The organism is Nonomuraea sp. NPDC004186, from assembly GCF_053603495.1.
Genome location: NZ_JBSGFQ010000030.1, coordinates 15,097 through 29,228, shown reverse-complemented (window position 1 = coordinate 29,228; position 14,132 = coordinate 15,097). Strand labels below are relative to the sequence as shown.

Below are 14,132 nucleotides of genomic sequence, written 5' to 3'. Positions count from 1 at the left end.
TTCCTCCGCATCCTCCCCACAACAGGCGGGTCCACTCCTCCGCCACCTGCTCGGTGTTCCCGCACGTCATGAGCGTGTCACCCATGTGGAGCATGTTCCAGCACGTCGGGCGGGTCAAGCGGGATGGCCCAAATGGACGCCAGAAGTACTTGTTACGCGCTTGGCGAACCGCGGGGTGACAGGACTCTGGCCTCACCAGTACGAGGCCGCCGACCTGGCATTCCGTGGCCGAAACGTGATCATCTCAACGGGTACGGCGTCCGGGAAGTCGCTGGCGTACCTCACTCCCGCCGTCGCCTCATGCCTCGACGGCGGCACGATCCTCTACCTGACCCCGACCAAGGCCCTGGCCGCCGACCAGCTGCGCGGCCTGCGCGAGCTGCGCATCACCCAGCTCCGCGCGGCCTGCTTCGACGGCGACACGCCGTTCGAGGAACGTACGTGGGTGCGCCAGCACGCCAACTACGTCCTGACGAATCCGGACATGCTGCACCGCAGCATCCTCCCCCGCCACGCTCAGTGGTCCTCGTTCTTCCGCCGGTTGCGCATGGTCGTCATCGACGAGTGCCACGGCTACCGCGGCGTCTTCGGCTCCCACGTCGCGCAGATCCTGCGCCGCCTGCGCCGCGTCTGCGCCCGTTACGGCTCGCGCCCCACGTTCCTGCTCGCGTCGGCGACCGCCAGCGAGCCGGGCGCGTTCGGGATGAGGCTGACGGGGCTTGAGATGGACGAGGTGACCGTGGATGCCTCGCCCAAGGGTTCCACCACCATCGCGCTGTGGGAGCCGCCCCTGACCGAGCTACGGGGCGAGGGAGGGGCTCCTGTGCGGCGGACGGCCACGGCGGAGGCGGCGGATCTGCTGGCGGACCTCGTTCTGGCCGACGTCCGCACGCTCGCCTTCGTACGTTCCCGCCGCGGCGCCGAAACGGTCGCCCTGACGGCCCGCGCCAAGCTCGCCGACGTGGCCTTCTCCCTCTCCACCCGCCACCCCCGCCCCTCCACCCCCCGGCAGCCGAACCCAACCCCGCCGGAATCGGACCCCACCCTCAACCACCCGCCAGGCACAGCGGAGCCTGCCGACACCACCCAGCCGGGCTTGCTGGAAACGGACCTCACCACCCAGCCGGGCCTGCTGGAAACGGACCTCACCACCCACCACCGACCACCCGCCCGCGCCACCCCGCCGGAAGCGGATCCCGCTCTCAGCCACCGGCCGGGCACAGCGGAGCCGGCGGGCCCCGCCACGCCGGAACCATCCCGGACCACCAGCGGACTCTCCGGGACAACCCCGGCGGTCAGCACGTCAAAGCATGAGGGCCCGGCAACCGACCCGGCCTCGGAGAGCTCCCTCAGGTGGGCACTCCCAGACGCCCCCGCCCAGCCGGACTGGACCGACCTCCCCAACAAGATCGCCGCCTACCGAGCCGGATACCTCGCCGAAGACCGCAGGATCCTGGAGAAGGCCCTCCGCTCGGGCACGATCATGGGCCTGGCCACCACCAACGCCCTCGAACTCGGCGTGGACGTCTCAGGCCTGGACGCCGTGCTGATCGCGGGCTGGCCCGGCACCCGCGCCTCCCTCTGGCAGCAGGCGGGCCGGGCGGGCCGCGACGGCCAGGACGCGCTCGCCGTGCTGATCGCCAGGGACGACCCCTTGGACACCTACCTCGTCCACCACCCCCAGGCCCTGTTCGGCCAGCCTGTCGAGGCGATCGTCCTCGACCCCGACAACCCGTACGTCCTGGGCCCCCACCTCTGCGCCGCGGCCGCCGAGATCCCGCTGACCGACGACGACCTGCCCATCTTCGGCACCACCACCTCAACGGTCCTCGATGACCTGGTCTCCCAGGGTCTGCTCAGGAGGCGCCCCGCGGGCTGGTTCTGGACCAAGCGGGAGCGTGCCACCGACCTCGCCGACATCCGAGGCGGCGGAGGCGCTCCCATCCAGGTCGTGGAGTCGTCCACCGGCCGCCTCCTGGGCAGCGTGGACGAACCGTCCGCGCACACGACGGTGCACACGGGCGCGGTCTACCTCCATCAGGGCGAGACCTTCCTGGTGGAGCTCCTGGACCTGGAGGCCGGGGTCGCCCTGGTGTCCAGCGCGACTCCGGATTTCACGACGTTCGCTCGCGACATCACCGACATCTCCATCCTGGCCACCCAGCGCTCCCATCCCCTGGGCCCCGGCACGCTCCACTTCGGCGAGGTGGAGGTGACCCGGCAAGTGGTCTCGTACCTCAAGAGACGTCTCCAATCAGGCGAGATGCTCGGCGACGAGCCCCTGGACCTGCCACCCCGTACCCTCCGCACCCGTGCCGTATGGTGGACGCTCCCCGCCTCGGCGGTCGCGCCGCTCGCCGAAGCGGGCATCGACCTCGGTGGCGCCGCCCACGCCGCCGAACACGCCTCCATCGGCCTGCTCCCCCTCTTCGCCACCTGCGACCGCTGGGACATCGGCGGCGTCTCCACCGAACTGCACGCCGACACGGGGCTGCTCACCGTCTTCGTGTACGACGGCCACGAGGGCGGGGCGGGTTTCGCCGAACGCGGCTACGCCCGTGCGGCCGAGTGGCTGACCGCCACACGAGAAGCCATAACCTCATGCGAATGCGAACGCGGCTGCCCCTCCTGCATTCAATCCCCGAAATGCGGCAACGGCAACGAACCCCTCGACAAACGAGGCGCCGTCCGCCTCCTCAACACCCTGCTGTCGCCTCAGTAAAACGCCAGGACATCCACGCAAGAACTGCCACCGATCGCGCGCCACCTTGCGCGCATTTTTCCGCGCGAGCGAGCGCCTGCCGTCCGTGAAATCGGGTCGGCCGGACCCGTTAGCCCGAGCACCCGGAACCCTCCGAAGCTGCCGTCCTGAGCACCCCGGAACCCTCCGAAGCTGCCGTCCCGAGCACCCCGGAACCCTCCGAAGCTGCCGCCCCGAGCACCCCCGGAACCCTCCAAAACTGCCGCCCCGAGCACCCCCGAAGTCCTCTGGACCTGCCGTCCCGAGGACCCCGAGCCCCTCTCCACCTGCGCTATCGCACGCCAACCCAGACCTTGGTCCCGGTCGATCGATAAGCCGAATCAAATAGCCGATTTAGCTTTCGCCGTCTCTATGCCGAGGACCCACAAAAGCGCGTGCCTCGCCTTCACCCTTGCCATCATCTTCGCCGGACCAGAAATCGGCCGCCCCCGGCTGCGGACGTTCCCAAAATCCGCTGTCCTCCATTGACCGAGGAGACGGCGGCAGATAATCATCCCAGCGATCCTCCATCCGCGCGGCGGGCCGAACGGGGGATACGTCGGGCTCGGGGACATCCGTGACCGCGGAACTGGGCAAGGTGATGCGAACTGGCCCCTGGCGGGTTTCCGGAACGTCTCGCACCTCCTCCACCGCCCCGAACGCGGCGGAAGCCTCCTCACGCTTCCGGTCGAGCGCGGGCGGCGCCGACGACCGTTCCGGAGTGACCCCTTCGGAACTCTCATCTGACACCAGCCGCTGATCCCGGGACTGATCGGGAACCCGAGTCTTGGCGACGGCCAGGATCACGGCGGGCCGCCGTCGGGGCGGGGCCGTGGTGACCGAAACGCTTTCGTTCGCGTGAGCGGCCTGAACCCCGCCGACCGGCGACGTGCTCACACCCGTGGTCGCTGCGGCCGTACCAGGCGCGGAGCTCTCACCCGTGGCGAGCGCCCGCCGCCGTGCCCAGGCCCCCGCATGAGCGCCGAACAGCAGCAGGAGGACACCCGCTGCGACGTAGAGGCCGTACTGGCCGAGGTTCCCGATCGGTGACTCGCTCGACTGCGCCTTCACGTCGGGCTGGACGGGAGCGGCGTCCGCGCCACTTTTCGCGTCGGATGGGCGCAGACCGCCCGTTTCGTCGGCCGTGGGGATCGGCAGGTTCCCGTTCGGGTCGGCGTCGGGTATTTCCGGAAGCTTGGCTGTCGTCCGCTTGTGTGTCGTCGGCTTCGTCGTCGGCAGGGTCTGCCTCTTGGCGGGCAGCGTGGGGAGCGGGTCGACGTTCTTGGTGGTCTTCGGGGTCCGGGTGCCGGCGGTCTTCTTCTTCGTCGGCGTGGGCGTCGGCGCGGCGGGAAAGGCGACGTACGCGGCGGCCGAATTGCCCGAGCCGATCGACCCGCCGTCGCCGTCACCCCTGAACGCCTTGACCGTGAACCCCACCTTCTGGCCCTTCGCCTTGGCCGGCACGGCGAGCACCGCCTGGCACGTGGACCCGGCGCACGCGCTGTCGGCGGGCAACCTTCCCACGATGCCGGACTGGCTGTTGGAGACCTCGTACGACTGCAGGTCAGGCTCCGAACCCTTGCTCCAGGTCAGCCGGACCTTGGCGCTGCCCTGCCGGGTCGCGTTCACGTTGCCCGGCGCCTCGGGCGGCCGCCGGAGCTTGAACGTGCTGCTCGCGTACCGGCTCCCCGTGAGCTCTCCCTTGAGGGTCACGGTGAAGGTCCCGTTCGGGGCGTTGCCGGCGTCGAACGTGCCGGAGATCGTCTGACTCGCTCCCCCTCCGGCGACCTTCTGGCTGGGTGTGGAGGGCCCCTCGACGTAGAGGCCCATGGTCAGCTGCATCACGCCTGTTTGCGCGGAAACGGTCACAGACGAGCTCGAAAGCACCTGGCCGTCAGCGGGCGAGGTGATCTGTCCGGACGCGTCGGCCCGCCAGGTCACCGCAGCGGCCTGAGCGGTCCCGCCAAGCGCGATGGAGCCGGCCACGATCATCCCCGTGGCCACCACTCTGCCGACTACCGTCACGACGCTTCCCTCCATCGAGAGCCTCGCGCCGCCTGACCACCCCTGGGGCGTTCACGCGACGACCGGAAGTGCAGTCCGCCCGGCCGATACGGTCACCGACCGTCCCCGTCCCCGCACCCTAGCGACTTCGCTCCGGCGCTCACATGCGCCTTGTCACATACGGCATGGACTGAGGGTAAGCGGAACCTTACGGTACATACACAACTCTTGGACACCACGTCTAAGAACTCGTGACTGGATCGCGACCTAGCCCCGCAATCCCCAACCGCCACACCCGTTTTCCAGTCGATCAGTCGATTCATTCGCGCGTTTCACGTCAACCGAAATGTCGCCATTCACCACATTTACGCCCCAGCGACCATGCCACCCATTCGCCAGCGAAGCACCCACGGTCGGCTGGCCCACGAACGCGACAAGGACGGTGCGACGCGGGGCAACTCACCTGAAGCGGACCTCAAGCACAGACTGACCCCAGACACAGACCGACCTCGGGCGCAGACCAACCTCGGGCACAGACCGACCAGACACAGACCGACCTCGGGCGCAGACCGAGTGCGACCTCGGCCCTCACCACCTGCTCCTCGGCCAACACCGACACCCACCCACCTCCCTCCTTCGCTATCAGTTCCCCCGCCAGATCAACTCCCACGCCAGCCAGCCCGTCCCCACCCTCCGCCACCAGATCCTCGGCAACGAGGGCTCCGACAGGGTCACCGATCTACACTTCGGGGCCGTGGCTGAAACCAAGCGCGGTGGGTCCTTCTACGACGCACCCCAAGTCGTCGGGCAGTACCTCGGTCATCGGCATAGTGGCGTGTCGAGCCCCAACCATGTGATGGAGGAACCGGCTTTCCTGTCGGAACTGGGCGAGGTCGCGGGGCTTCGGGTGTTGGACCTCGGGTGCGGGGATGCGGCCATCGGACAAGTCCTGCTGGATGCCGGCTGTCGTAGCTACCTGGGATTGGACGGCTCCGCGGCGATGGTCGAGGCCGCCAACGCGGCGTTAGGCGGAACAGCCGGCCGCGTCGAACTGGTTGATATCGAGGACTTCTCCGCTCCGCCCTCTTCGTTCGATCTGGTTGTTTCGCGGCTGGCTTTTCACTATGTCGAGGATATCGAGCCGGTGCTGGCCGCCCTCCATGGATGCCTCTCACCCGGCGGACGCATCATTTTCACGGTCGTTCATCCGGTTCTGACCTCGCACGACTCCGGCGTTCGGGAGAAGCGAACGTCTTGGGTTGTGGATGACTACTTTCTCCAAGGGCCGCGGGAAAGGGAGTGGATGGGCAGCACCGTCACGTGGTTCCACCGCACTGTAGAAGATTATGTTGTCGCGCTCACGAAGGCAGGATTTTCACTGACCTCGCTGCGCGAGTGTGCACCTTGCGAGGATCGCTTTGCTGGGGATGCTGATGAGTTGGCCCGTCGGCGTCGCGTTCCGCTGTTTCTCCTGCTTTCCGGCATGCGCGCTTGATCACTAGAGCCTGTACGGAGTTGAGATCAGAAGGATCGCCTGCGGTACGGTCGGCGATCCTGGTAGGCCATTTGCCATGGCGCGTGGAGACCTCAACGACGAGGAATGGTCCTTGATCGAGCCTCACCTGCCGTTGGGTGAGCGAGGCCCGATCCCGGATCTGCGGCAGCAGTTCAACGCGGTGATGTGGCGGTTTCGTACCGGCAGCCCATGGCGGGACCTGCCGGTCGAGTACGGGCCATGGTCCACCGCCTATGACCGCTTCCGCTCCTGGGCGCTGAACGGCGTCTTCGGGCGGCTGATGCAGGCGATGATCGCCGAGGCCGCGGCTCGTGGGCAGGCCGACCTCGACCTGGTCAGCGTGGACTCCACCACGGCCCGCGCGCACCATCACGCCGCCGGGATGGTCTTGGATGGCGAGTTGGTCGCAGCGCTGCAAGAAGCCGTCGAGCGGGAAAAGGGGCTACGTCAAAGGGGCAAAAGCCCCGTGACGGTGATCCCGGCGACGACGAAGACGGCCGACGGCGGATACGCCGCCGGCACCGGTTCCGGCTGAAGGCGGCCGAGCTGGGCCGCTCGCGGGGCGGGCTGACCAGCAAGGTGCACCTGTCGGCCGACCGTCGCTGCCGTCCGCTGTCTTTTGTCCTCACTCCCGGCCAAGCCGGGGACAGTCCACAGTTCCGCGCCGTGCTGGAGCGCATCAAGATCCGCCTGCCGGTCGGACGTCCGCGCACCAGGCCGGGCGCGGTGGCCGCCGATAAGGCGTACTCCTCTCGTGGCAACCGCGCCTACCTGCGCCGGCGCCGGATCAAAGCGGTCATCCCAGAGAAGACCGACCAGGCGGCCCACCGCAAGAAGCGCGGCTCCCGCGGCGGCCGGCCGGTCCGCCATGATCCCGATCTCTACAAGGAACGCAACACGGTGGAACGGTGTGTCAATCGGATCAAGGAATGGCGTGGCCTGGCCTTCCGGTTCGACAAGACGCCCGACAGCTACCTGGCCGGCCTGCACCTACGCGGAGCCGTCATGTGGATCCGAAGCCTCCGACCAATCTGAAGATCCGAACTTCGTACAGGCTCTAGGCGCGTACGCCACCGACGACGATCAAGGAGCCATTTCCGCTGGACCCGCCCGAGATCTGGCCATGAGCGTACGGCGGCCTAATACCGGTAGTGAGATCGACAGCGAAGTCCAAACATCGGCGATTTCGTCAGTGATTTTGCATTGGGTCAGCTTCACGCCGTTCTGGCTGGCCAGGGTAGCGGCTCGGGCGCAGGCGGTTTCTGGATTGATTATCGCCAGTTTGGCCGCGGCAAGGGCGCTCAGGTCGGCAGCACTGTTTACGCGATGGCGTGCCACGCGTACCGAGCCCAGCGTGGCGAACGCGGTGGCCACCGCCATCAGAAGACCCATGAGAGCAACACCCCAGAGTGTGGCTGAGCCCTTTTCTTTAGTATTGATGGGGACCTCCTCGCCTGCCGGGCTCGTTTGCCTGTGGTTATGGGGAATATCCGGGCTCGGTGTCGGCGACAGCCGTGGCGGATATTTGTACTGCGGGCAATGATCGGGCCCAGGGTGGTCGTACTTCCACAGTGATCTGAACCTTCGTGGTTTCCGTGTCGCGGGTTACGGCTACCTGCGCACCGGGGCGGGTGGCCGTACGGGCTCGGATGATGACCTGGTCGAGGGGCTCGCCCCTGGCCGCGGCTCGCGCTGCCGCGCGGGCCACGTCCACGCACTCAAGTTGGGCACTGACGGCTTGGACGGCCCACAGCGCGGCTGCGAGGACGGCCATGAGCGCGGGCAGCATCGCGGCGGTCTCGGCCGTGACCGAACCCCGCGATGCCGACCGCTTCCTGCCCAGGGAGATCCGCGCTTGGCGGACGGTCATCCGGTGGTGGTATTGAGTGCTCGATCGATAAGGGCTTTCAGCATTTCCTGGACCTCTGGACTGCTCACCACCTTGAACAAGAGGGCAGCGAATGCGCAGGCCGCAATCGTGCCTACTGCGTATTCGGCTGTGGACATGCCGCGCTCACGGTTGACCGTCGCGTAATGAAGCCATCGGTTGGCTCGCGTCGGAGCGGGGCGGGTGGCGAGCCCGGCCGCGGCCGGCTCGGATGATCCGATTTGCGTGCTCGCGCTGCTCTTGAGCGGGGTCGAGCTTTCCCTCAGAGACTTGGTCGAGGTCTCCCCTGACGGCCAGGCGGTCTGAGCGGTGGCTTCTGCGGCGGTGTTGAGGACTGACGGGGCGCTTCGGGTGATGTGGATGCGGCTGAGTGAGAACTTGCCGACTGTTTTGTTGCTCGATGTGGTGTGACTGCGTTCTGGGGTGGCTTTGATGGCGTCTGGCGTGGTGGCGGGACTGTGCATCGTGCCTCCAGGTAGTGCTCGGAGCCGGGGTCTTGTCCGGCGGGAGTCCTTAGATTGGCCGAAGCAGGGTCGCAGGAGAGGAACCGAACGGCATTCTGTGGAGGACGCTTGAGTTTTCCACAATCAGGGGGTTGACCTGGGCCTTTGCGGTTACGCAGTCACGTACTGGACTAGTTGGCCCGCGAGTGGCCCGTTGTTCACGTTTTCGCAGGTCGGATCACTATCGGTGATCGTTTGCCCTGATAGGGCCGCCTCGATGCAGCGGCCGGCCGTGCGGTAAGCGCCAGGCGTGCACCCGCGCGTTCTCGCTCGAAGCGATGACCAGTCCATCAGCCCTCGCCCTCGGACTCACCCGCCGCCGAGGCGACCGAGTGGCGCGCGGCCCCGAGCGGGTTACGCCCCCGCGTACCTGCCATCGACTCACCGGCCGCCGAAGCGACAGGGGCCGGCCGCCGCCCCGTTGATCGGGACGCTCCAGCAGCGCACCCCACCGTCCTTGGCAATGCCGTAGGCCAGGCCCTCCACCCGCACCGGCATGCCCGGCACCAGGCGATGCTGCGCCCCCTCCAGGTTGAACTTGATCATGGTGGAGCCGTTGCCGTCCATCGCGAGCAGCTTCACCACCATGACCGGCTGACCGCCCTCGGTCACCTTGACCTTCTTGGTGGCGAAGTCCTTGGCCACAGCGGGCGCGGATGTGACCGTGAACCCGAGACCGCTCGTGTCGATCGGGAATCACATCCGCACCTCCCAGCATCTGGGGTGTCCCGGTGACACCCACGACGCCAGACCATAATCAAACACGTGTTCGATCGATTCATTGCCATACCCGCACGGCATACCAGCGGCCCCAGCACCCCGGGGCGTGCTACGGCCGCCCCTCCTCCCGGACCGGAGCCGCTCATCACCGTTCCAGCATGGCCCGCGCCACCGAGCCGCAAAGGTTCGGCCACGAACCCCTCTGAGGGGAAATCCGGGGAAGGTGTCGAGGACTCATTGGGTTTACGGTTGCGAGGAGGGGTGCCTATGGAGGTATTCATCCGGCATCGGGCGCTCTGCTCTCCCCAGCCGCGATTCGCATGGGGGATCACTATGGCTATCCGCAACTATCTCGTCGGCGCGTCTATCCGCCTGATGCAACCCGGGCCAGGAGACGACTGGACGCACAGGCAGTCACGCCGCCGTTCCCGACGACGCGGCTACCGCCGCTGAGCGAACCAACAAGTCAGGGCGCCCACAGGGCGCTCTGACAGCTTGAGCGCCCCGAGCGGTGTGTGATGACCTTCCCTACTACATCAAGCCCGCCCGGCCGAGCCGGCCGCCGTCGCACGGCTTCGGGATGCTCTGATCCCGACTGCGCCAACTTCTCAGGCAGCTACATCCGCAGCATCGCTTTCCCGCTCACTCACACATGCTCAGCGCGACTTCGCCGCTGCTCGCTACCTACCGCTGGCAGACGAACTCGCCGCGCTCCTCCCCGTTGCCTCAACCGCCTCACCCCCTGTCGAAATGGCCACCGCCGCACGCATCTACCACCTCACCACACGCACCCTGATCAAGCTCAGTGCTCCCCCCCTACGCGTGGATCTCCGCCACAAAGGCGTCGAAGTCGCGCAAGCAAGTTCCAATCTCCAAGCCATAGGGGAATGCCGGCGCGATCTGATCAGCCTGTTCCATCGCGCCGCCGAGTATCGCAAGGCTCGCGACGTCGGTATCTCAGCCGCAGAATCCCTCCGGCCCCAGCTCGCCGACGCAACACCTCACGCGTGGGGGGCTACGGTGCTCTGCTCTCTACCGGCGCTATTGCCGCCGCTCGCCTTGAGGACCGACACTCAGCGCTCAACATGCTCACCGAAGCCGACGAGACCGCCCATCACGCCCCCAATCTCACTCTGGGCTATGGACACGTATCCATCTACAAGATGGGCGTCTCCATCGCGCTGGGAGACGCAGGCACAGCCATAGAACACGCCAAGGCAGTCATCCCCAATCAGATCCCGACGCTAGAGCGACGAGGCAGCGTTAAGTGATCAGGAGGCGATACAGAGGATGCGAGAAGCGTCGTTGCGTCCTTAGAGGCGGGGTCGGACGCGCGGGAAGTGTCCAGAAAGAGCGTTGCAAAGGTCCGTGGGCGGGTGGCCGCTCCAGCACTGGCCCTGCGTGTCAGTCAGATCCGCCTGGCCTCGCCATCGACAATGTGCCAGTGAGTTCTCCGCGTACACCGGTCTTCAAGGTGTCAGCGAGGTCTTCGGCAGATGAGTCTCTTGCTCCTTGACGTATCCCAAGCAGACCCTTCTTGTTGTGGATCTTCGATGCGCCGCCAGGCTACGAGTTCGTCACTTCTCTCCGCTTTCGCCGGTCATGAGCCTATTTACGTCCGCACCTACGGTGTCCGATTATCTCCTGCGGGAGAAACAACAGCAGCTTGCGCATGAAGAACTCCACCTTTGCTACAGGCGATGGCTGTCGTGGGCATGGGCTTTCTGTCATCGTATGCTCATACAGCCAAATCCGGCCCGTCACCAGACCCTACAATCCGTCTGAGCTGGCACAAAGGCAGGAATTCATGGACCTAGAGGCACAGATCCTCGAGTTGCTGTTGCACCTCCGCACGCTCAAAGCGGGCCAGTGCCACAGCAACGACGGCACCGCGACCAGCATGGCTCAGTTGAAGGCCGAGATCAGGAACGTCCAGATCGTGATAAGACAAGACCTCGCCGCTCTTGGCAGCGAGGGCACCGAGATGGCAGCTCTACGACGGCATATGAATGAGCACGTCACATCCCACCGACCACGATGCTGCAAAAACCCCACTAACGATCGAGCGCAGTGATCGATTGACGACTCAGGCTCAATCGCTGGCCGAACCTGCATGCGGATTGGCCTGATCTCTCCGGTCTGCACCGAAAGCTCAGGCCATACCCGATATAGGGGCGGTTGCGTTTGGTTGGCTGCCCATTCGACGGCGGGCCCGCCGGGAAGGATTCTTCGGCGGTCGCTGCGTTGGCGAGGACTCCATGCCGGTGGGTGATGTGGAGGCGGCCTGGCGTGGTCGTTTGTCTGGATGGCCTTGTGTTCCTCGATCGCGAGGCTCGGCGCTGGGCCGCAGGTTTTACCCCATATTGGTGATCAGCGACCCCGTCGTCTGGGGAACTCGGAAGAGGGGTGGGGTTGTGTGGGCTTTCGTCCGGTGTGCTGAGCGGACTTGATGTTGAGGGTTGATTTTCGCGAGTCCGGGGTTGACGAGGGTGATTCGTCGGCTCTTCTTGATCAGCTTGTTCCGGCAATGTAGGAGCTTCAGGGGATGATGATTGTGGAGGCCAGGCCGGCTATTACGGGGATGATTCCCAGCAGGACGAATGCCGGGAGGAAGCAGAGGCCGAGCGGGGCTACTGCTTTTACGCCGACGCTTCTGGCTGAGGCGACGGAATCGGCTCTGGCGGCTTCGCGGGCGTCGTCGGCCAGGCGGGTTAGCACGTCCGCTACCGGTGCGCCGCTTTGAGCCGCTCGGCTCATGGCTCGGGAGAGTTGGGCCGTGGCTGGGTCCTTGGCGAGCGTGGCCCAGGTGGGGTCAGGATCGGCGCCCAGGCGTAATTGGGTGCTGACCCATTTCAGCCGCTGGCTGAGAGGCCCGCCGATCGCGTTGGCGGCGATTTCCGTGGCGTCGCTCGCCGGGCGGCCGGCGAGCAGGCATGCGGTCATCAGGTCGGCGGCGAATGGGAGGTCGGCCGCGATTCGGCGGCGGTCGTGGTGGGTCTGCTGGGGTTGTCTCTTGTGGAGGAAGGCTGCGGCGGCTGGGGTGATCAGGAGGCCGGCGATGGTTCCGGGGATGCCGCCGATCAGGAGCGCGGTGAACAGGCCGGTGCAGGTGGCGATGGTGATTGTCTTGCGGGTGATGCCGGCTGGAGGGGGATCTTGCCAGAGTGGCTCGTCAGTGCGGGCTTGCGTTTGCTGGTTTGGATGTGGCCCTTGAGGGTGGGGCTTGGGCTTGGCTGGCGGGCGTAGTCGGGAGAGGCGTTCTGTTGGGGTTCGGGGAGAGGCCCACAGCCATATGGCCAGGCCGGCGAGCAAGGCGGAGAGCCATTCGAGCATTGGGCGGGGTCCGATCGGTTCAGTGGGGTGGGGCTTGGTGAGTGACCGCCGTGACCACCTTGGTGGGTGGCGCGCTTGGTGGGTGACGAGCCTGGTGGGTGACGAGCCTGGTGAGTGGCCAGGCCTGGGCGATGGCGGACCTGATGAGTGGCCTGGTGGGTGGGGCTCTTGGTGACCGGGTCTGGCCGGTGGTCGGGCCTGGGCGGTGGTCGGGCCTGGGCGGTGGTCAGGCCTGGGCGGTGGTCAGGCCTGGGCGGTGGTCAGGCCTGGGCGGTGGTCAGGCCTGGGCGGTGGTCAGGCCTGGGCGGTGGTCAGCCTGATGAGTGGCCTGGTGGGTGGGGCGCTTGGTGGACAGCTGGGCCTGGTGGACGCAGCCGCTGGGCCGGTGGCCGGGACCGGGCAGTGGTCTGGCCTGGGCGGTGGTCGGGCCTGGTGGATGCGGATTGGTGGATGGGGATTGGTGGGCGGTGGGTTCTGCTGGGGCCTTTCCAGCTGGGGGAGGAAGGTGAGTGGTCGGTTGCGAGTGGGCGGGGGCTTCCCAGCGTGTGGTCGGTTCTGAATGGGTGATGGTGCTGTGTGATTGGCGATGCCGTGGGGCCTGTTCCGTGTAGGTGGCGGTGCTATACGGGTGGGTGGCTGTTCGGCCTGTGCTTGGGTTGCTCGCTTGGGCTTGGGTCGGTGGTTGGGGCTGTGATTGGGGTGTTGGTTAGGTTTGCGCTTGGGTTGCCATGTGGTTGGTCCACCACAGGCCACAAGCGTCGAGGGCGATGCCTGCTATCAGGCACATGAGGCCGGGGAAGCTGCCCAGGAGGAAGTCCAGAGGGTGCATGTTGAGGGCGGCGGCCATGAGGAGGCCGAGGGCTGGGAGTACGGCCAGGAGGCGGGCTGTGGTGCGGGGGCCCGCGAGTTGGGCGGCGACGTCCTGGCGGTGGGTTTGGGCCGCACGCAACGTGCTCGCGACTCGCTCGACCAGTGCGGCCAGGCCCGCGCCTACCGTGACGCCTACTTCCCAGCAGGCCGCCAGTTGGCGGAGGCCCTCCCCGCCCTGCTGTGGGGCCGATGAGGTGAGGGCTGCGGAGACGTCGCCGCCGTCTCTTGCCGCGGCGATGACCGGGCGCAGGGTTTCTGCGGCTGGGAAGTCCACTGAGGCGATTGCCCTGGTCAGTGCCTCTCCTGGCGTGCGGCCGGCCGACAGCTCTGCTGACAGGGACTGGCACAGCTCGATTGATGCGTGTCGCCAGAGCTGCGCGCGGCGGGCGGGGGTAGGGCGGGTGAGGCGGGTGGTCAGGGATGTCCAGCGGGGTTTGTCCCTGCCTGTGACGAGCCTGGTCAGGCGGGTGGTGGGGGTGTCCGGGGCCGTCCACAGCCACACTGCGCAGGCTGTGGACAGTGCTGTTATGAGGGCGCCGGTCATCACGTGGCCTTGGT

Annotated in this window: 11 protein-coding genes and 1 pseudogene; 5 read left to right on the top strand and 7 right to left on the bottom strand. The window is 66.8% G+C overall.

Annotated features, from left to right (window positions below):
• Positions 1–235 precede the first annotated feature (235 nt).
• Complete coding sequence (locus ACWEPL_RS24260) at positions 236–2,722, top strand: DEAD/DEAH box helicase (protein WP_452437519.1); 2,487 nt, start codon at positions 236–238, stop codon at positions 2,720–2,722.
• 372 nt (positions 2,723–3,094) lie between these two features.
• Here the strand turns inward: ACWEPL_RS24260 and ACWEPL_RS24255 are convergent, their stop codons facing one another.
• Positions 3,095–4,732 (bottom strand): hypothetical protein, encoded by a 1,638-nt coding sequence (locus tag ACWEPL_RS24255; RefSeq protein WP_452437518.1) that lies wholly within the window; start codon positions 4,730–4,732, stop codon positions 3,095–3,097.
• A gap of 766 nt (positions 4,733–5,498) precedes the next feature.
• On the opposite strand from ACWEPL_RS24255, the gene ACWEPL_RS24250 reads away from it, so the two are divergent.
• Complete coding sequence (locus tag ACWEPL_RS24250; RefSeq protein WP_452437517.1) at positions 5,499–6,239, top strand: class I SAM-dependent methyltransferase; 741 nt, start codon at positions 5,499–5,501, stop codon at positions 6,237–6,239.
• Between the two features lie 76 nt (positions 6,240–6,315).
• Positions 6,316–7,295 (top strand): annotated as a pseudogene (locus tag ACWEPL_RS24245) (IS5 family transposase).
• 48 nt (positions 7,296–7,343) lie between these two features.
• Here ACWEPL_RS24245 and ACWEPL_RS24240 read toward each other — a convergent pair.
• The 4 genes from ACWEPL_RS24240 to ACWEPL_RS24225 all read right to left on the bottom strand — a co-directional run bounded on the left by ACWEPL_RS24240 (position 7,344) and on the right by ACWEPL_RS24225 (position 9,296).
• Positions 7,344–7,700, bottom strand: coding sequence for an Rv3654c family TadE-like protein (locus tag ACWEPL_RS24240; RefSeq protein WP_452437540.1), 357 nt, complete (start codon positions 7,698–7,700; stop codon positions 7,344–7,346).
• A 37-nt stretch (positions 7,701–7,737) separates the two neighbouring features.
• The gene (locus tag ACWEPL_RS24235; protein ID WP_452437539.1) at positions 7,738–8,034 is read right to left on the bottom strand and encodes a TadE family type IV pilus minor pilin; all 297 of its coding nucleotides are present in this window, start codon (positions 8,032–8,034) and stop codon (positions 7,738–7,740) included.
• A gap of 92 nt (positions 8,035–8,126) precedes the next feature.
• Complete coding sequence (locus ACWEPL_RS24230) at positions 8,127–8,612, bottom strand: DUF4244 domain-containing protein (RefSeq protein ID WP_452437516.1); 486 nt, start codon at positions 8,610–8,612, stop codon at positions 8,127–8,129.
• Between the two features lie 420 nt (positions 8,613–9,032).
• Complete coding sequence (locus tag ACWEPL_RS24225) at positions 9,033–9,296, bottom strand: hypothetical protein (protein ID WP_452437515.1); 264 nt, start codon at positions 9,294–9,296, stop codon at positions 9,033–9,035.
• A gap of 1,082 nt (positions 9,297–10,378) precedes the next feature.
• Here ACWEPL_RS24225 and ACWEPL_RS24220 point away from each other — a divergent pair.
• On the top strand, positions 10,379–10,642 hold the full coding sequence (locus ACWEPL_RS24220; RefSeq protein ID WP_452437514.1) for a hypothetical protein: 264 nt from the start codon (positions 10,379–10,381) through the stop codon (positions 10,640–10,642).
• Between the two features lie 401 nt (positions 10,643–11,043).
• Entirely contained in the window at positions 11,044–11,445 is a 402-nt protein-coding gene (locus ACWEPL_RS24215; RefSeq protein ID WP_452437513.1) for a hypothetical protein, read from the top strand.
• 464 nt (positions 11,446–11,909) lie between these two features.
• Here the strand turns inward: ACWEPL_RS24215 and ACWEPL_RS24210 are convergent, their stop codons facing one another.
• Positions 11,910–12,704, bottom strand: a complete 795-nt coding sequence (locus ACWEPL_RS24210; protein ID WP_452437512.1) for a type II secretion system F family protein — start codon at positions 12,702–12,704, stop codon at positions 11,910–11,912.
• Positions 12,705–13,410: 706 nt separating this feature from the next.
• Positions 13,411–14,118 carry a type II secretion system F family protein gene (locus ACWEPL_RS24205; RefSeq protein WP_452437538.1) on the bottom strand — a complete coding sequence of 236 codons (708 nt, stop codon included), beginning with the start codon at positions 14,116–14,118 and terminating at the stop codon, positions 13,411–13,413.
• Positions 14,119–14,132 lie beyond the last annotated feature (14 nt).